The organism is Rhizobium sp. UFLA01-1127, assembly GCF_059803845.1.
Genome location: NZ_JAUQTZ010000128.1, coordinates 1 through 17656, shown reverse-complemented (window position 1 = coordinate 17656; position 17656 = coordinate 1). Strand labels below are relative to the sequence as shown.

The 17656-nt window shown below is 59.4% G+C and carries 15 protein-coding genes; 7 read left to right on the top strand and 8 right to left on the bottom strand.

The genetic code is table 11. The features are described from left to right. Positions 1 to 2777: hemagglutinin repeat-containing protein (locus Q4Q11_RS24935; RefSeq protein ID WP_498571168.1), on the top strand; the 2777-nt coding region annotated here is incomplete at its 5' end. Then, positions 2774 to 3061 (top strand): MafI family immunity protein, encoded by a 288-nt coding sequence (locus Q4Q11_RS24930; RefSeq protein WP_498571167.1) that lies wholly within the window; start codon positions 2774 to 2776, stop codon positions 3059 to 3061. The genes Q4Q11_RS24935 and Q4Q11_RS24930, both read left to right, overlap by 4 nt. Before the next feature lie 339 nt (positions 3062 to 3400). On the opposite strand, the gene Q4Q11_RS24925 is transcribed toward Q4Q11_RS24930, so the two are convergent. Next, positions 3401 to 4414: an IS110 family RNA-guided transposase gene (locus Q4Q11_RS24925; RefSeq protein ID WP_498571166.1), complete on the bottom strand. Its 1014-nt coding sequence runs from the start codon at positions 4412 to 4414 to the stop codon at positions 3401 to 3403. Between the two features lie 283 nt (positions 4415 to 4697). On the opposite strand from Q4Q11_RS24925, the gene Q4Q11_RS24920 reads away from it, so the two are divergent. The 3 genes from Q4Q11_RS24920 to Q4Q11_RS24910 all read left to right on the top strand — a co-directional run bounded on the left by Q4Q11_RS24920 (position 4698) and on the right by Q4Q11_RS24910 (position 8166). Further along, a complete protein-coding gene (locus Q4Q11_RS24920; protein ID WP_112502392.1) occupies positions 4698 to 5024 on the top strand; it encodes a hypothetical protein in 327 nt (108 codons plus the stop codon). Between the two features lie 588 nt (positions 5025 to 5612). Continuing rightward, positions 5613 to 7097: a lipopolysaccharide biosynthesis protein gene (locus Q4Q11_RS24915; protein ID WP_498571165.1), complete on the top strand. Its 1485-nt coding sequence runs from the start codon at positions 5613 to 5615 to the stop codon at positions 7095 to 7097. Positions 7098 to 7155: 58 nt separating this feature from the next. Then, positions 7156 to 8166, top strand: coding sequence for a polysaccharide pyruvyl transferase family protein (locus tag Q4Q11_RS24910; protein ID WP_498571164.1), 1011 nt, complete (start codon positions 7156 to 7158; stop codon positions 8164 to 8166). A 91-nt stretch (positions 8167 to 8257) separates the two neighbouring features. Here Q4Q11_RS24910 and Q4Q11_RS24905 read toward each other — a convergent pair whose 3' ends face one another. Together Q4Q11_RS24905 and Q4Q11_RS24900 are read right to left on the bottom strand one after the other, a co-directional pair. Further along, positions 8258 to 8653: a DUF1236 domain-containing protein gene (locus Q4Q11_RS24905; protein WP_112502386.1), complete on the bottom strand. Its 396-nt coding sequence runs from the start codon at positions 8651 to 8653 to the stop codon at positions 8258 to 8260. 428 nt (positions 8654 to 9081) lie between these two features. Next, on the bottom strand, positions 9082 to 9828 hold the full coding sequence (locus tag Q4Q11_RS24900) for a glucose 1-dehydrogenase (RefSeq protein WP_498571163.1): 747 nt from the start codon (positions 9826 to 9828) through the stop codon (positions 9082 to 9084). A gap of 148 nt (positions 9829 to 9976) precedes the next feature. Here Q4Q11_RS24900 and Q4Q11_RS24895 point away from each other — a divergent pair, with 148 nt between their 5' ends. Continuing rightward, positions 9977 to 11473 carry an aldehyde dehydrogenase family protein gene (locus tag Q4Q11_RS24895; protein ID WP_498571162.1) on the top strand — a complete coding sequence of 499 codons (1497 nt, stop codon included), beginning with the start codon at positions 9977 to 9979 and terminating at the stop codon, positions 11471 to 11473. A gap of 104 nt (positions 11474 to 11577) precedes the next feature. Then, positions 11578 to 12720: an acyl-CoA dehydrogenase family protein gene (locus tag Q4Q11_RS24890; RefSeq protein WP_498571161.1), complete on the top strand. Its 1143-nt coding sequence runs from the start codon at positions 11578 to 11580 to the stop codon at positions 12718 to 12720. 24 nt (positions 12721 to 12744) lie between these two features. Here the strand turns inward: Q4Q11_RS24890 and Q4Q11_RS24885 are convergent, their stop codons facing one another. The 5 genes from Q4Q11_RS24885 to Q4Q11_RS24865 all read right to left on the bottom strand — a co-directional run. After that, positions 12745 to 13755 (bottom strand): GlxA family transcriptional regulator, encoded by a 1011-nt coding sequence (locus Q4Q11_RS24885; protein ID WP_498571160.1) that lies wholly within the window; start codon positions 13753 to 13755, stop codon positions 12745 to 12747. Between the two features lie 142 nt (positions 13756 to 13897). Beyond that, the gene (locus tag Q4Q11_RS24880; RefSeq protein ID WP_498571159.1) at positions 13898 to 14893 is read right to left on the bottom strand and encodes a 4-hydroxyproline epimerase; all 996 of its coding nucleotides are present in this window, start codon (positions 14891 to 14893) and stop codon (positions 13898 to 13900) included. Between the two features lie 16 nt (positions 14894 to 14909). Further along, entirely contained in the window at positions 14910 to 15767 is an 858-nt protein-coding gene (locus Q4Q11_RS24875) for an ABC transporter permease subunit (RefSeq protein ID WP_113214133.1), read from the bottom strand. Beyond that, entirely contained in the window at positions 15764 to 16612 is an 849-nt protein-coding gene (locus tag Q4Q11_RS24870) for an ABC transporter permease (protein ID WP_498571158.1), read from the bottom strand. The genes Q4Q11_RS24875 and Q4Q11_RS24870 overlap by 4 nt, the downstream gene beginning before the upstream one ends. A 13-nt stretch (positions 16613 to 16625) precedes the next feature. After that, a partial coding sequence (locus tag Q4Q11_RS24865; protein ID WP_498571157.1) for a quaternary amine ABC transporter ATP-binding protein occupies positions 16626 to 17656 on the bottom strand: 1031 nt, incomplete at its 5' end.

Here is a 17656-nt window from a genome sequence, read left to right as displayed (position 1 = left end):
CGTCGATCACGGCTGCCAATGGCGACGTGAACGGCAATGCGGCTGGCGACATCAACATCCTGCCGGGGCATGAGAGCGACCAATCCTCGAAGAGCGACAAGCGCTCCGGCTTCGACATTCAGCTCTCGACCAACGGCGGCGGTGCCTCGATCGGCATCGGCGTCGGGCGCTTTACCGATCAGGTGAACCAGAGTGCCGACACCAATGCGGTATCCACCATCAAGGCGGGCGGAGACATCACGCTTAAGGCCGGTGACACGTTCAACGATCAGGCGGGACAGATTGCCGCTGGTGGTGGCGTCACCGTCGTCGGGAAAAACGGTGTCAACATCCTCTCGGGTAATGACATCACCAACTTCGATGAGGTCGCGACGAGCTTCTTTGCTGGCGTCAGTGTCGGGGTTTCCTCAAGCTTCGTCGGCGCCGGCCAGAGCATCGAGAACCTTGCCTCGAAGCTCGGCAAGGTCACGGATGGCTATTCGGCCGCCAACGTCGCCTTCGCCGGCATGCAGGCTTACGACGCGCTCTCCAATCTCAAGGATAGCGTAGGCGCCGGCAATCTTGCCTCTGTCTCCCTGACTGCCGGCTTTACCTACTCGAAGAACGAGACCTCGGTCTCAACCTCGACTCCGGTCCTGCCCACCATCTCCGGCAGTTCGGTCGATATCTCCACGAATGGAGACTTCACCAGCCGAGGCCTGCAGATTTCCGCGACCGCCAACCCGAATCACGCCGACGATCCGATGAACGGTAGCGTGTTGATCTCGGCCAACAACATCGACATGGCTGGCGCCCAGGCAACATCCAATGCTTCGTCGCGCAGCGAGTCGGCTGGCGCCAGCATCGGCGTGTCGGTTGGCGTCGGCATGGGCGGCGCGACAGGGATCACGCCGACGGCGAGTGTCTCGGCCGGCCAGTCGAAATCATCGAGTTCGTCGACGACGCAGGTGATCTCCACCGTCAGTGCTACGAACAACATCACCTTCGTCTCAAAGAGCGACACGACGCTCAACAATACGATGTTCTCCGCCGATACGATCAATGGAGATGTCGGTGGCAATCTCAATATCGTCTCGACGCCGAACACCGGCAGCCAGTCGAACAGCTCAACTTCGCTCGGCTTTTCCTTCACTGGGCCGACGATCGGCAGTGCTCCTGGACAGAATCTGCTGACAGCGGGCAATGTCGGTACGGCACTTGGCGGTCTGACGCTCGGCGGCGTGCAGCCGGGCTTCGGCTCTGGCAAGGGCTCGACCAATTGGATCGACACGCCCGCCGGCCTTTATTCCACCGGTGACCAGAACATCACCGTCGGCGGAAATACCAATCTTGCCGCATCCGGGCTGATCTCGGCCGATGGCCAGGTTAATCTCGACACCGGCACGCTGACCTGGTCCGACTTCGTCGGCACGCAGAAATACCAGGGCTATCAGGTCAATGCCAACATCGACCTCTATTCCGGCGCGGATGCCAACGGAAAGACGACCAGTAATTCGAGTGCTAGTAGCAAATACCAGCTCGACGATGTCGAGCAATCGGTCAAAGCAACGATCAGCGGAAGTGGCGGTGCTGGCAACATTACCGTCCGCAATGCCGATCAGCAGGCTTCGCTGGAACAGAGTGGGCAGACAAGACCGGTCGATCAGATCAACACCAATCCGGCCCTGCAGAACGTCATCACCAAGGACAAGCATATCGACCTTGAGCCTTATGTTTCCGTGCAGAGCCTGCAGGCGGCCTTCGACGCTGGCAAGACGGTGCTGCAGGCGATTGGTGACGCGCTCGACAAGATGGTCGCCGACCAAAAACTCTCGTCCGGTGATGGCCAGACGGCGCGAAACATCCTGTTAAACCTGAAAGACCCGCAGCTTCGGGCGGCGCTCATCAGCTGCGCCCAGCAGGGTGGTGGCAGCGCTTGCTCTGGTGTCGACCCTGCCTACGGCGCGGTTTCGGCCGATCTTGCACGCACGCTCATTGGTATCGTCACGGTGGCCAGCTCAGAGGACAAAGTCACTGTCCATGAGACGGGACAGGCGGTCGAAGGGGAAGGGGAAATTCCCGAATCCTGGGAAGAGTTCGAAAAGGAAATTGAAGCTGAGAACGGCCCAGTCCTGCGTACACCAATCACGTCTCCTAGCCAGGTAACATTGCCCCAAAGTCTCTCTTGGCTAAACCAGAGCGACGGTATCGCGATCAGCGGCTCGGGCAACCTTTTCCGCAGCGTCGGCACCGCAGAAAACGGGAGCGAGCCCGTCTATGAGGAGCTCGGCCCTAGCGGCGAAACAACCGGCAAATATGTGACGCTCGACAGCGGCGGAAATGCAATGGCCGTTGGTGGAAATAGCGGAATCAATCTCTTCGGCAATATCAACCCCGGCTCGTCAGGCGGTGTGATTGAGCTCAACCCAGACGCAAATGAATATGTTGACATCCTCTCGCCAGACACACGGCAACACATTTTATACGGTGACGGGCCGACAAGTGGCGGTCACTACCCTCCGGGTAACATTGGAAAGACACTATTTCCATCAACATTGACACCTGGCGAGGTTATTCACGACATCGGTGATATCGCGACCTCCCCGAGTACGCAGTGGTACGCGCAAACCGGCACTGGCGGGCAGTATACAAATGCAGGAACGCCCGCAAAATGGGTAGCATGGGAAACTAGGAATGGCGTGCAAATACGTGTTGTTTATCAACCGGCGACGGGTAAAGTGATCACGGCGTTTCCAGACGCAGGAGGTCCTCCAACAGGGCTCAAGCAAGTAAAATGAAAACAGCCGATATCGAAAAGAAAATAAGATTACTCGCTCAGTCTATTAATGGAAAAGTTGAGCAGTGGCGAATCGATTTCGCTATGGAATATATCGACCATGGCGAAAACAAAATCGCTTTTGAAACGCTGTGTGAATACATCTGCGAAGCGCACGCAAATATAAATCTCGAAGATTTCAAGCTCGTATTATCGATATCATATTCCGGGATCGAGCTTGATCCTCTGCTATTGATATACTTGGCAAAGCTGGTCCGAGATGTGCCAAATTCTCCTCCTGCATAACTTTCTCACGGCCATGCCGGTCATGAGATCGTAGGGTTTTGAATTCCCCCTCAAACGACCCCCGGTTTGGCAAAAAGATTTTTTGACGGTCTTCCGCGAACAAGGAATTCTATCGGTCGTGTGTCAGGCCTCTTGGTGTGGCCTGGTTAGCCACGGGCCGGGATGCAGTTCGAAGAACAGGGACCACATCGGTTCAGAGAGCTTTGTGCTCGAGCGCCGGGACTGGTTTACCCCATTCTGAACATTGAAGTCCTTTCCGCATCGTTCCGTCGGTCGATCTTCCCACCGGGGCTTATCGCCCCAGGCGTCACCGCATTGCCTTTCGAGAAAGGCAGCGGATTACGCCATTCTGTAATTCTGCCCCCTCGTCATCATCGCCCAAATGATGCGCGCCATCTTGTTGGCAAGCGCGACAGCCGCGACCATTCGAGGCTTGCGACCCAGAATGCCTCCCAGCCAGTTGTCCGGTAACACGCCCTTACGCACGATCCAGCGGATCAGGCTCATGGCTCCGACGATGAGCAGCTTGCGGATATCGGTTTGTCCCATTTTGCTGACGCCGCCTAGCCGTGTCTTTCCGCCAGTGGAATGCTGCCGGGGCACGAGGCCGAGCCAGGCGGCAAAGTTCCGACCGCCTTTAAAGGCACGGAGATCGGGAGCAAAGGCGAGGATTGCTCCCGCCGTCACGGGCCCGACGCCCGGTATGGTGCAAAGCCGGCGCATATCCGCATTCTCTTTGGTGGCCTCTCGAAGCTTCAGCATCAGTCCGTCGATCTTATCAGTCAGCAGCCCAATTTGATCCAGGTAAAGCCGACCAATCTCTCTGACACTTTCAGGCAGATCATTCGTCTCGTCAGCAAGAATACCTGCGACCGCAGTGAGATTGGCTGGTCCTTGCGCCACGACGATCCCAAATTCGCCGAGATGCCCGCGCAACGCGTTGATGAGCTGCGTCCGCTGGCGCACAAAGCACTGGTGGGTGCGGAATGCCACGGCCCGAGCCTGGTGCTCTGCACTCTTGACCTCGACATAGTGCATGTTCGGGCGCAGCGCCGCCTCAGCGATTGCTGCTGCATCGGCTGCATCATTCTTCTGACGTTTAACGAATGGCTTCACATAAATCGGCGGAATCAGCCGCACGTCGTGACCATAATTTTGCGCGAACCGGCCCCAGAAGTGGCTGGTCGCGCAGGCCTCCATCGCGACGATGCACGGTGACTGCTCGTTCAAGAACTGCTGCAATCGAGCCCGAGAAAGAACCCGATTAAATAGAACCGCACCGCCGCGATCCGTTGCGCAGACCTGAAAGCTCCGCTTCGCAAGGTCGATCGCCAGAATGTGGACTGCTGTCATCTGCCTCTCCTCCGCAAACGCCACCATGGCGCTGAGCAGGCATCATACGCCGATGCCGGCTGGAGGGGGCATCCACCCCATCAGTTCACGGCAGGCGGTGCCAATCGGGCGGTTACTTTCAAACTCAGCAAAACACCAGTGCTGCATTCAGCTAGCTTCCCCGCAACAAACCAAGCTCCCTCATTACCGACAATCCCATCCAGCCAAAGCCGGTCGTCGCTTCACGCCGTACTCAATTCCTGACATATATACGAAAAACCGTTTGTGTCGCGGACAGCGAGTCATGGACCAGTCGATGCGGGAAGAAGGTAAGCTGCGTGCACCTGCGGGATCCGTTACCGGGCTCTGCTCGGCCTCGGCGACCATGTTTGCGGTGGGGATGGCCTTTCTGGGTTACTGGGGCGTGTATGAACAGGGCCGCTGGCATGTTTCGGATTATCTGGTGGTAGGTTTGGCCCTTCTCGGGTTTGCGGCGCTCGGTTGCGTGCCTCTGATCGTCACGACGCCGGTGGCGGACGAGGAAGCGGAGAAAGTGGTCGAGGCCAGAAGGGCGCTGGCGCTGGGAATAGCCTTGATCTGGTTGTCTCTCGTCGTCGCCGTCATAGTCTGAACGGCCTTTCCCGTTTCTTTGCGACCGGCTCCCGTCGGGTAATATACTCCGTCATTTCCATGACTTTGAGTCCTGTGGAAACCGGGCTACCGGGCAAAGGACCCCACCGATTGCTCGGCGGGGCAAATTTCGGGATATCTCCCTCGAAAACGTAAAACGAGAGAGCGTCTCATTGACTAATGATCTGGCGGGGACTGTCGAGGTCACCTCTGCCGAAATCGGTACGGCAATGGGCGAAACCGGTGGACCTTTTTCGGAAAAGCGCACCTATGAACGTGCTGGTTGCTCGGCTGGGCTTTCCTGCTCGGACCGGACGGCGGCTGCACGCCGCGGGCAATATGATGCAGAAATGATCCGTAAATGAGTCTGAAATGAAGCGAAGCTGACGTGAAAATGAATTTTGAGCGTTGACATACGGATTCTCCGAACTAAGTCCCGCTGAGACGCCGGGGCATGCCCCATCCATAGCGACCATATAGTTCTGCACGATTCCGCGCAGCTGCTCCAGTCCGTAAGGCATTGGTGCGGCGGGGAATTTTCGTGCGGATAAAGGGGTCGCGTCGCAGCGTAGCGGGACTTCAGAATCGCATGACCAGCATCACCGGACGGCTCGTTAAGGGAAGCATGTGGCTAAGCCTGTCCCGAACCATCGTGAACGGGCTTGCGACCCTCAGCACCTTCGTCCTGGCACGGTATCTGGCGCCCTCCGATTTCGGCGTGGTGGCTCTGGGCATGACGATACTGCTGATCGTCACGACCGTGACCGAGCTGTCTCTTTCCGAAGCGCTTATCCGTCATGCATCACCGGGCGAATCCCATTTCAGCGCCGCCTGGACCCTCAATGCTGCTCGCGGACTGGCGATCTGTCTCCTGTTTGCGATTTTTGCCTATCCGACCGCCGTCCTGTTCAACGAGCCGCGATTGACCGGCGTGATGCTGGCGCTTGGTGTCAGCATGCTGATGGGCGGCCTCACCAATCCGCGCCGCATTATGCTCCAGCGCGATCTGATCTTCTGGCAGGAATTCGTGCTTGCCGTTTCGCAGAAGTTCGCCGGCTTCGTCGCCTCGGTCGCCATAGCCGTCATCTATCAAAGCTATTGGGCGCTCGTCGCCGGCACGTTGATAAGCCAGGCAACGAATGTGATCGTCTCCTATCTCGTGCTGCCCTTCCGGCCGAGGATCACCTTTCGCCATATGCGGGAGTTCTTCTCCTTCTCCGCCTGGCTGACCGCCGGCCAGATCGTCAGCACCCTCAATTGGCGCTTCGATTATCTGCTTGTTGGTAAGATGCTCGGGGGAATCCAGCTTGGCTATTATTCGGTCGGCAGCAATCTCGCCATGATGCCGACGCGGGAGGCGACCGCGCCCCTCACGCAGACGATCTATCCGGCCTTCTCGGGCATTCGCACCGATCCCGACAGGCTTGCCGCCGCCTATCAGCGCGTGCAGGCGCTGGTTGCCGCGGTCGCACTTCCGGCCGGCATCGGCGTCGCGGTGACCGCCGACCCGCTGGTCAGGCTCGCGCTCGGCGACAAATGGGTGCCGGTCGTCTTCATTATCCAGTCGCTTGCCTCGGTCTTTGCACTGCAGACATTGGGTTCGCTGGTGCAGCCGCTCGGCATGGCGAAGGGCGAGACGCGCGTGCTTTTCGTCCGCGATGCCCAGATGTTTTGCCTGCGGGTGCCGATCATGGTTGCCGGTCTGCTCCTTTATGGTCTTTCCGGGGTCATCCTTGGCCGCGTGTTCACCGGCCTGTTCAGCACATTCGTCAACATGATGCTCGTGCGGCGCTTCACTGGCATTACCGTGCGGAAGCAATTGTCGGTCAACCTTCGGGCTCTCGCAAGCGTCGCGGTCATGGCTGCCGGCGTCTCGCTCGCCTCGAGCCATCTGGCGCCGACGGACGACAAGATCCTGCTCGTGACGCATCTCGCAATACTGATCGCACTTGGCGGCCTGCTCTACTGCGGCTCGACCTTCCTGCTGTGGACATTGATGAAACGCCCGGCCGGACCCGAAAGCGAGGTTCAAACCATTCTCGGCAAGGTGCTGCCGAGACTGCGCCTCGCCTAACGAAGGTCTGGCCGATGCCGGCTGGACTGCCTTGTCATCTGAATGGGGGAATGGGAAAATGACATCGCAATCAAATCGAAGCCTGATCGCCGAACTGGAAAGCAAGATCCACGATTGCCTGAGAGACTATGTCAGCGAAGACGAGCCTTTGGCGATCCTCGACTTTCCCGATATCCGCAATTGCGGTGACTCGGCCATCTGGCTGGGCGAAATGGCCTATCTGAAGAACAGATATGGCAAGCGGCCGAGCTATGTGTCGCGAATCCACGATTTCTCGCCCGAACAGCTGGAGCGGACCATGCCCACCGGTCCGATCTTCATTCATGGCGGCGGCAACTTCGGCGACGTGTGGGAAGGTCATCAGGAGTTCCGCGAACAGGTGCTGGAACGATTTCCCGACCGGCAGGTCATTCAGTTCCCGCAGTCCATTCACTACAAGTCTCAGGCGCGCCGGGACGAAAGCGCTCGCATCATCGGGCGCCACAAGAACTTCGTGCTGCTGGTGCGCGATGAGGAATCGAAAGAATTTGCCTTAAAGCGTTTCGATTGCGAAGTGCGCCTCTGCCCCGATATGGCTTTCTGCATCGGTCCGATCGCGCCGGAGGCGCCGGAAATCCCGGTTCTGGCCATGCTCAGATCCGATCTGGAGAAGGTTGGAAATGCCGATCTCTCCGCTTATCCCGATATTCCAAAGGAGGATTGGACCACCGAATCCGCCAGAAGCGTGCGTTCCTCCAAGGCGTTGGGCGCGGCGACGGCGCTTCTGGCTCTGAAGCCCGCCGAAATCAGGCTGCGCAAGCTCGACGCGGCGGCTCACAATCGATTCCGTCGCGGCATCCGCCAGATCTCCCGTGGCCGCACGCTCGTCACCGACAGGCTGCACGTCCACATCTGCTCGTTGCTGCTTGGGCGGCCGCATGCGGTGCTGGACAATAGCTACGGCAAGATCCGCCGCTTCATGGCCGCATTTTCCGGTGGTACCGATCTTTCGTACCGCGCGACATCGCTTGAGGACGGGATCGCCTGGGCGCGCTATCAGGCCGATCAGCCGCTGCTGCCTGCCGCCTGAATGAGCCTGATGTGCCGCGCTCGACCGGCCGGGCAATTGCCAAAGTCGATCGCAAAGAAAAAGGGGCCTCGGGAGGCCCCTCCTAACGATATCATTCGATAATCTTGACGACCTTGCGCGTCTTCGGTTGGACGATGACGCGCTCATGGTTCACGACGGCATAGGCGTATGCGGGATTGTCGGGAACCGGTGTGACGACAACGGTTTCGGGAAGCGCCTGGCCGACGACAATACGATCCTGAACGACCGCCTCGGAAGGAGGCAGTGGCTGCTCCTGTACGTAGGTGACCACCTTTTGCGGCGGATCGATTGCGGAACCGACGATCGCTCCAGCCACGCCGCCGACAGCGGCACCGACAGGGCCGCCGACGACCGCACCAGTGACTGCGCCGCCCGCCGCCCCGGTGACCGTCGACTGCTGAGCGAAGGCAGAACCTGCAAGAAGGCCGAAAGCGGCGGCCGCGGAAACGACAAGTTTCGTATTCATGGCATTCTCCTTTGCTTATCGGCTCCTACTGCTTAATTCCTCAAATCGGGATCGATTTAAGGATAAACTGCGCAGCAGCGTTAGACTGCTGCAGCGAATTCTGCGCGTCACATGTGACGTGCGTCGCTGTAAGAGCTGAAAGGGGAATGGCGCCGGCACTGGAATGTTCCGCTTTCGGGGCGGCTGAAAGCCATCACAAGTTGGAACCGAGCTGACAAATTTCGTGAATAGCGAGCGTGGAACGTTCGTCTTGCAGCCGGCGGCGCTCGTCGTTCGGCCCGACAGTCTGCAACGTGCGTTGGCGCTTTTCGGCAGACTCCGCTCACTGGCCCGGCGACGGGAATGGGAGGGCCCCGGGCGCCGAAGCCTTGCCGTTCCACCGTCGGAGATGGTCGCGACCTGCTAACGCCCCGGCATTGTTTGGACCGTCAGATGCATTTGCCGCCATCGACGAGCAAGTCCACGCCGGTAATCATGCTCGCTTCGTCGGAACACAGGAATGCAACGGCGTTGCCCATGTCCGCAGGGGTGGAGAGACGGCCCAATGGGATCGTCGAGACGATCTTCGCCATGCTCTCCGGCGAATCCGATCCTACAAAGGTCTTGAGAAGCGGGGTTTCGCCGGCCACCGGATTGATGGCATTCACGCGGATCCCCTTCGGGGCAAGCTCGACCGCCATGGCCCTCGTCGCGGCGATTACCCAGCCCTTGGAGGCATTGTACCATGTCAGGTTCGGGCGCGGAGAAACGCCGCCGGTCGATGCGACGTTCAGGATGACGCCTCGGCTTTGCTCCTTGAACACCGGAACGACAGCTTTCGCACCATTGTAGATCGATCGAATGTTGACGTTCGCAATATGGTCGAACAGCGCGTCGTCCATCTCCTCGAGAGCCATGGGCGGCTGACCGACGCCCGCATTGTTCACGAGTATGTCCAGTCCTCCGAAGGTAGAGCGGGCAAGCGCCACCGCTTCGATGAAACTGGCAAGGGAGGAGACATCCCCTTGCAAAGGGGCGATGGCTGGGCCGATTTCGGCGGCCAGCCGTTCAGCGGCTTGGCTGTCGCGGTCGAGCAGGACGACGCGGCAGCCCTCGGCCGCGAACTTGCGGACGATGCCTTCGCCAAAGCCGGACCCGCCGCCGGTAACGATGGCCACTTTCTGATCGAGTCTCATATCCGTTCCTCCACTGTTTGCGCATTCTGCGAAACTGCTGCTGCAATATACAGCTCGATAATCTGAACACCCGTTTAGTTTTAACGGGTTGCGCCATTCGATTGCGAGCGCGATGTTACGAAGCCTCATTACAGACCGGGAGGAACGGATGGCAATCGACTTTGACCCCAAACAGCTCGGCAGCGAGCTGTACAACGGCGGCTTTCGGCCGATGTTCATCGGCGGACAGTGGGTTGGTGCCCAGTCCGGCGAGGTCAGCGATGCCGTCAATCCCGCAACCGGCGAGCGCCTGGCGACGATCCCCGATGCCGGAGTTGTCGATGTGGACAGCGCGGTGCTGGCCGCGCGCAGGGCATTCGAAGGGCCGTGGTCGAAGTTTTCGCCCTATGAGCGTCAGGCGGTTCTTTTGAAAATCGCCGAGCTGGTCGAGCGGGACTGGGACAAGCTCTGCGTGTCGGATACGCTCGATATGGGCATGCCCATTATGCGGACATTGGCAAACAAACGCCGTGTATTGGGAATGCTTCGTTTTTATGCCGGAATGGCAACGGCCCTCCACGGCGAAACCATCGACAATTCGATCCCCGGTGAGATCGTCAGCTTCACGCGCAAGGAGCCCGTGGGTGTGGTTGCCGCTATCATCCCATGGAACGCGCCGACGGCTGCGACAGTGTGGAAAATTGCCCCGGCGCTCGCGACGGGCTGCACCGTCGTCCTGAAGCCGGCCGCAGACGCATCGCTGACGCCGCTGATGATCGCGCGACTGATGCAGGAGGCGGGTGTGCCCGACGGGGTCGTCAATGTCGTTACCGGAAAGGGCTCGGTCGCCGGTGCCCGTTTGGCGGAGCACCCCGACGTCAACAAGGTCGTCTTTACCGGCTCGACACTGACGGGACAATCGATCGCAAGGGCGGCCGTCGGCAATCTGAAGAAAGTATCGCTCGAGCTCGGCGGCAAATCGCCCGTCATCGTGTGCAAGGATGCGGACATCGACCGCGCGGTCCCCGTCGCCGCCATGGCCGTCTTCGCGCATTCGGGGCAGATCTGCATCGCCGGGTCCCGCCTGTTCGTTGCTCGGGAAATCCATGACGAATTCGTCGCAAGGGTCGCGGACTTTGCCAAGACCCTTCGCATCGGTCACGGGATTGAAACCGATACCGACATCGGCCCGATCGTGAATTCCCGCCAGGCCAGGGTGATCGAAGACTATATCGCATCCGGACAGGCCGAGGGTGCGCGGCTTCTGACCGGCGGAAGCCGGCAATCAGGCCCGGTCTATGACGGCGGCAACTTCCTGACGCCCACGGTTTTTGCCGATGTCCATGATGATATGCGCATCGCGCGGGAAGAGATCTTCGGCCCGGTCATTTCCGCTTTCAAATTCGATTCCATCGACGAAGTGACAAGCCGGGCGAACGCCTCACCCTACGGGCTTGCGGCTGGGATCTTTACCAAGGATCTGGGTACGGCACATAAACTGGCACGCCGGCTGAAGGCAGGATCGGTTTGGGTGAACATGTATCATGCGATCGACCCTGCCGTACCGTTCGGTGGAATGAAGATGTCCGGATATGGGCGTGAAGGCGGTGTCGAGCACCTTCATGAGTATCTGGAAACCAAGGCTGTCTGGATCAATACCGATTGATAGTCATCGTGCAAAACGATCTTTCGTAATCCATCCTGATCTTCCGGAAATATGATAGAAAATTCCAAGGCACTGCATATCCTGCTCATGGACGGGAGGGGTGAATGGATTTTGCCTGCAGCAATGAGCAACAATCCTTCTATGACATGGCGCTGCAATTCGGCGCCGAACGCATCGCTCCGTTCGCGAGCGATTGGGAAGAGGCCGGGACGATCCCGCGCGATCTCCTCAAGGCTGCGGGGGAGGTGGGTCTTGGCGGGATATACGCCTGCGAGGAATTTGGCGGCTCGGCGCTCGGCCGGCTGGATGCCGCGCTGATCTTCGAGGCACTGTCGAAGGCGTGCCCCTCCGTTGCCGCCTTCATCTCGATCCACAACATGTGTGTATCGATGATCGACAAATATGCCTCCAGAGACATCAAGGAAAGGCTCTTGCCCGACCTCTGCCGTTTCGAGAAAGTTGCATCCTATTGTTTGACGGAGCCCGACTCGGGCTCCGATGCCGCAGCCCTCCGGACGCGTGCCGTCCATAGGGGAACGGAAGGTTACGTTCTCAACGGATCCAAGGCCTTCATTTCCGGCGGGAATTTTTCGGACATCTATCTCGTGATGTGCCGAACGGGCGAGGATGGCCCAAAAGGCATCTCGACCATCGTCGTCGAAAGCTCGTGCTCCGGCCTGAGCTTCGGCGCCTTCGAGAAGAAGATGGGATGGAAAGCGCAGCCCACGGCCGAGGTTCGATTCGATGATTGCGTGGTGCCGGCCGGCAATCTCGTGGGCGTGGAGGGGCAAGGTTTCCGCTACGCCATGGCCGGACTTGACGGCGGGCGATTGAACATTGCCGCCTGTGCGCTCGGCGGCGCTCAAAGCGCACTCGACCGGGCGGTGCGATATATGCAGGAGCGCCGCGCCTTCGGTTCGCTGCTCAAGGACTTCCAGGCATTGCAGTTTCGCGTCGCCGATATGGAGACGGAGCTGCAAGCCGCCCGCATCTTCCTGTATCAGGCGGCCTGGAAGCTCGATCAAAACGCGCCGGACGCCAGCAAGCATTGTGCCATGGCGAAACGTTTCGTCACAGACGCTGCCTTCGATGTTGCCAACCAGGCGCTTCAGCTTCTCGGCGGCTACGGATATCTGGCAGACTATGGCATCGAAAAGATCGTCCGCGACCTCAGGGTTCACCAAATCCTCGAGGGCACCAACGAAATCATGCGTTTGATCGTCGCCCGCAGCATGTTCGCACCGTGAGACGAAGATGGGAGCCGCTGAAGGTCACATCGCGCGTTCCAGCACGATGCCGTGGTTGGCTCGTCGCAGCTCCGTGGGAGATTGCCCGAACAGCTTGCGAAAGAGCCTCGCAAAATGGGAAGCGCTGTCGAAACCGACCTCAAGCGCAATTTCGATGAGCGGCGCCTCCGTCTGCAGAACCAGCTGCTTGGCGCGTTCCATGCGAATACGCTTGTAGACAGCGCCGGGAGACGTTTTCATTTCCTCGGTGAAAAGCCGTTCGAGCTGCCGACGGGACAGCCCGACGGATGCGGCAAGATCTTCGGTCGGCACCACGTCTTCGATGTGGCTTTCCATGGTGATGAGGACGGCCTTCAGGCGGGGGTCCTGGCATTCGATCGCGAGCGGCTTGCGCGGCTGTATATCCAGCCCGGATCGGGCTCGCTCGATTTGCAGCACTTCCATGGCGTTTCGTTCGGCATCTCTGCTGATATGCCGTCTGACGAGAAAGGCGGCCATGTCGGCGGCACTGCTTCCGCCGGCGCATGATCCACGGTTCCGATCGAGATTGAACAGGCGGTCGGAGCGGACGGGATTGCCGGGAAACTGCTCTCGGTAAGCCTGATAATGAAGCCAGCTGACACAGGTCTGGTGCGTTGTCATCAGGCTCAGACGCGCCAGGATGAACGTACCGGTGCAAACCCCGATCAGCGGGATTTTGTGAGCTGCGGCCTTTTTCAGATAATCGGAGGTCTGCTGGTCGATCGTGATGTCGGCGTTCAAAAGTCCACCCACCACGACGACGTAGTGGAATTCTCTTGGGTCGATAAAGTCCGACGTCGGCGCGACCTGAACACCGCAGCTCGATGTGATGAGATGCCGGGTGCTGCCCAATACCTGCCAGTCGGCCAGGACCCTACCGGATTTGTCTGCCTCGTCGCTTGCCAGTCTCAGCGTATCGACGAACAGCGCAAAGGCGGAAAGAGTAAATGATCGCGCGAGGATAAAGCCGACCTTCAAGGGACCGTGCTTGACTTCATCTTTTGCCGATTTCATGAAATGCCTCGCCTGACCAAGCTCTTCTGCTAGAGCATGATGCCGAAAAGTGTGCTCGGTTTTCGCGCGACATCATGCTCTACTTCCTTGATTCTAGAGCGGATTCAGATTTTAGGTCGAACAGACCTAAAATCATCCGGCACTAGAGCTGGAAACCATAAGCCAAAGGATCTCGATCGTCGACGAAGATCGTATTGTGGCCGATGATGCAGGCCCAGCCTCCAACGCTCGGCCTGATACCCATGAAGCTTCCGATTTCCGCTTCTGCTTCGACACGTCCCTCGAAGATTGTGCCGATTAGGCTTTCCTGTCGAAAGACGTCGCCAACCTTCAGACGCCCCTTGCCGTGCAGCTGCGCCAGGCGTGCCGACGTTCCGGTGCCGCCGGGGGAACGGTCTATCGCCTTGTCGCCATAAAAAACCGCACCCCGGCCATCGGCGTTCTCGCTTGTCGAAGCGTCGCACCACAAGACATGGTGAACTCCGCGGATCCGTTCGTTTTCCGGATGAACCGGATTGCAAACCGGACCGAGGGCGTCCCGCAGCCTCCGGCTCAAATCAACGATGTCATCCTTCGACATGCCATCCAAACCCGGCCAGTTTCCTTGCGGTTCGACGACGGCATAATAATTTCCGCCGTAGGAGACGTCGACCGTCAGGAGGCCGAGCCCGGGCACATCCACGCCGACGTCAGCCGCATGCAGATAGCTTGCCACATTGAACATGCGGACGGCTTCGACGAATTCCCCCCGCATCTCGTAGCCGACATCAACCCGGCCCGCCGGCGTCTCGATCGAAAGCTTGCCGGGAATGCGCGGGGTGACGAGGCCTTCCTCGATCGCCGCGGTCACCAGCCCGATCGTTCCGGCTCCGCACATGGGCAGGCATCCGCTGACTTCGATGAAAATCACGGCAAAGTCGCAGTCGTCGCGATAGGCGGGATAGATGATCGCTCCTGACATGATATCGTGGCCGCGCGGCTCGAACATCAATGCTTGCCGGATCCAATCGTGATCGCGGATGAAAATGTCACGCCGGTCGGCAATCGGAAGGTGCGGAAGCAAAGGCCCGCCGCCGGCGACCAGCCGTACGGGATTGCCGCAGGTGTGGGAGTCGATGCAGAAGAAGCTGTGGCGCATTGTTCGGTCTCTCCGCTCAGGCTTTCGTTTGCGATGATCGCGATTGTCCTTGCAAGACGCCTTTCGACAGCCGGTCGAGCAGGATCGCGATCGCGACGATGGCAAGTCCGGCGCGCAGGCCAAGCCCCATTTCCATTCGGGTCAGGCCCCGGGTCACTTCGGCTCCGAGCCCGCCTGCTCCGACAAGCCCGGCAAGCACGACCATGGCCAGCGAAAGAAGGATGCACTGGTTTAGACCGACCAGCAGGGTGGGCATGGCGGACGGTATCTCGATCTTGAAGAGGATCGAGCGCGGCGGGGCGCCGGTGGCTTGACCGAGCTCCAGAAGATCCGTCGGCACCTGATTGAAGGCCAGCGTCGTCAGGCGCAGCATCGGCGGCACGCCATAGACGATCGTGGCGATGATCGCCGGTACCCGGCCGAGACTGAAGATCATGACTGCCGGGATGAGATAAACCCATGGCGGCACCGTCTGCATGATGTCGAGCAGCGGCCTGATCGCGATCTCGAAACCCTTGTGGCGCGACGCAAGAATGCCGAGAGGGAAGGCAATCAGGACCGAAATGGCGACCGCTACCGTTACCAGGGCGAGTGTCTGCATGGATGCAGCCCAAAGCCCTGACAGAAAGCAGAAGGCGAGAGCGATTGCGGTCACCACGGCGACCCTGATGTTGATGGCGAAGGCAACAAGCAGGACCGCGGCGATGACGACCACATAGGGTGGCGGATAGAGCAGCACGGATTCCAAGGCTCCGAGCACGGCTTCGATCAGCCTGGTTAAGGCTTCGAAAAACGGATGGAAGTTGGTGTTCAGCCAGTCGACGGCTGGGGCAAAATATACGCCCGGCGAGAACCGAAGGAGGTCGAAGTTCATCTTACACCTGCCTTGGCGCGGCGGGCCGCGCTCTGTGTCAATCGATCGAGCACCATGGTCAGGATGACGATCGCGATCGCAGCGTTGATCGATGTCGCCATATCGAGCGTGCGCACGGCGTTGTAGATAGTTTGGCCGAGGCCGCCGGAACCGACGATGCCGGCGATCACCACCATGCCGAATGCCATCATCAAACTCTGGTTAATGCCGGCCATGACACTTGGAATGGCAAACGGCAGCCGGATTTTCGTGAACATCTGCCATGATGTCAGGCCGCTTGCCTGGCCCAATTCAATGAAGGCGGGCGGCGTCATGCGGATACCGAGCGATGTCAGGCGAATGGCAGGGGGCATTGCCACGATGAATGTTGCCACCAGCGCGGTGGCCGGGCCAAAGCCCAGAAGCGCAATGGCAGGAAGAAGGTAGATATAGGGTGGCATCGTCTGGATCAGATCGAGGATCGGCTCCAGCAACCTGTCGAACCATTGCAGGAATCCCGCGACGATCCCCAAGGGGATTCCGATCGTCAAGGCGAAGATCGTGGCGGTCGTCACAAGAGCAAGAGTGCTGATCGTTTCGTTCCAAAGGCCCATGACCGCGCAGAAGAAAAGCGCCAGACCGGCCAGAAGACCGGATGCGACGTTGATCAGCCGCCATCCAAGGAGTGCCCCGATGATCGCGACGACGTAGAAAGGCGGGAGCTGCAGGAGCCAGAGAACGCCATCGTATGTTCCCTCCAAGATGGCCCTCAGTGGATCGAATATCCAATTGCCGTTGTCGCTGATCCAGCCAAGCGCGTCGTCGGTCCAGGCATCGAAAGTATCCGCAATGACCGAGATGTCCATTTGCGTCGCCCCCTCATGCCGTCATGTTCTGCTGCGCCGGGGATCCTGCGACGCCCCGAAGCAGCCCGCGCGTCGTGACCACGCCGACGATGGAACCGTTAGCGACGACCGCGAGCGCATCGCGTTCCGACTTCATCGTCAGGTCGATGAGTTCGCCGATATCAGCCTCCGGATTGGTCGTCAGGAGCGCATTCACGTCCTGCTGCGGTTGCAGGTTCCTGTATTCGGCGATCGACTGCATCACGGAATGCGCCTTGACGAGATGGATCCTGGATATGCCGGCCACGAAATCGGCCACGTAATCGTCGGCAGGCTTCGTTACGATCTCTTCTGCCGTTCCGACCTGGACGATAAGGCCGTCCTTCATGATGGCGATCCGATCGCCGATGCGGATGGCCTCTTCGAGGTCATGCGTGATGAAAACAGCGGACTTGCCGAGCGACTTCGTCAGCTGACGGAACTCGTCCTGCAACTGGCGGCGAATGAGCGGATCAAGCGCGCTGAAGGGCTCGTCCATGAGAATGATCTCGGGGTCGGCCGCCAAAGCGCGGGCGAGGCCGACACGTTGCTGCATCCCGCCCGACAATTCCGAGGGGTATCGCGATGTCCAGTCTGAAAGGCCCACCTTGTCGAGCGCCGCCCGCGCCGTGTCGTTGCGCTGATCCTTCGGGATGCCGCGGACCTCGAGCCCGAATGCTGCATTTTCGAGAACGGTGCGATTGGGCAGCAGCGCCACGCTCTGGAAGACCATGCCGATGTTACGTGCGCGCATGTCGCGCAGCTCGGCTGCATTCAACTTGGCAATTTCCCGGCCCTTGATCGCGATCCTGCCAAGGCTCGGTTCGATCAGGCGGTTGAGAAGGCGCACCAGGGTGGATTTGCCGCTTCCGGAAAGTCCCATGATGCAGAAGATCTCGCCGCGGCGGACCTGGAGATGGGCATCGGAGACACCGACGACACAGTTGAATTCCTGAAGCACCTGTTTCTTGGAGAGGCCTCGTTCGGACACGGCCTTCACAGCGGCGTTCGCACGCGCACCGAATA

Excerpts from the sequence above, each read along its gene's own strand:
- Q4Q11_RS24930 (WP_498571167.1), top strand. The coding sequence starts at position 2,774 with ATGAAAACAGCCGATATCGAAAAGAAAATAAGATTACTCGCTCAGTCT.
- Q4Q11_RS24925 (WP_498571166.1), bottom strand. The coding sequence starts at position 4,414 with ATGACAGCAGTCCACATTCTGGCGATCGACCTTGCGAAGCGGAGCTTT.
- Q4Q11_RS24920 (WP_112502392.1), top strand. The coding sequence starts at position 4,698 with ATGGACCAGTCGATGCGGGAAGAAGGTAAGCTGCGTGCACCTGCGGGA.
- Q4Q11_RS24915 (WP_498571165.1), top strand. The coding sequence starts at position 5,613 with ATGACCAGCATCACCGGACGGCTCGTTAAGGGAAGCATGTGGCTAAGC.
- Q4Q11_RS24910 (WP_498571164.1), top strand. The coding sequence starts at position 7,156 with ATGACATCGCAATCAAATCGAAGCCTGATCGCCGAACTGGAAAGCAAG.
- Q4Q11_RS24905 (WP_112502386.1), bottom strand. The coding sequence starts at position 8,653 with ATGAATACGAAACTTGTCGTTTCCGCGGCCGCCGCTTTCGGCCTTCTT.
- Q4Q11_RS24900 (WP_498571163.1), bottom strand. The coding sequence starts at position 9,828 with ATGAGACTCGATCAGAAAGTGGCCATCGTTACCGGCGGCGGGTCCGGC.
- Q4Q11_RS24895 (WP_498571162.1), top strand. The coding sequence starts at position 9,977 with ATGGCAATCGACTTTGACCCCAAACAGCTCGGCAGCGAGCTGTACAAC.
- Q4Q11_RS24890 (WP_498571161.1), top strand. The coding sequence starts at position 11,578 with ATGGATTTTGCCTGCAGCAATGAGCAACAATCCTTCTATGACATGGCG.
- Q4Q11_RS24885 (WP_498571160.1), bottom strand. The coding sequence starts at position 13,755 with ATGAAATCGGCAAAAGATGAAGTCAAGCACGGTCCCTTGAAGGTCGGC.
- Q4Q11_RS24880 (WP_498571159.1), bottom strand. The coding sequence starts at position 14,893 with ATGCGCCACAGCTTCTTCTGCATCGACTCCCACACCTGCGGCAATCCC.
- Q4Q11_RS24875 (WP_113214133.1), bottom strand. The coding sequence starts at position 15,767 with ATGAACTTCGACCTCCTTCGGTTCTCGCCGGGCGTATATTTTGCCCCA.
- Q4Q11_RS24870 (WP_498571158.1), bottom strand. The coding sequence starts at position 16,612 with ATGGACATCTCGGTCATTGCGGATACTTTCGATGCCTGGACCGACGAC.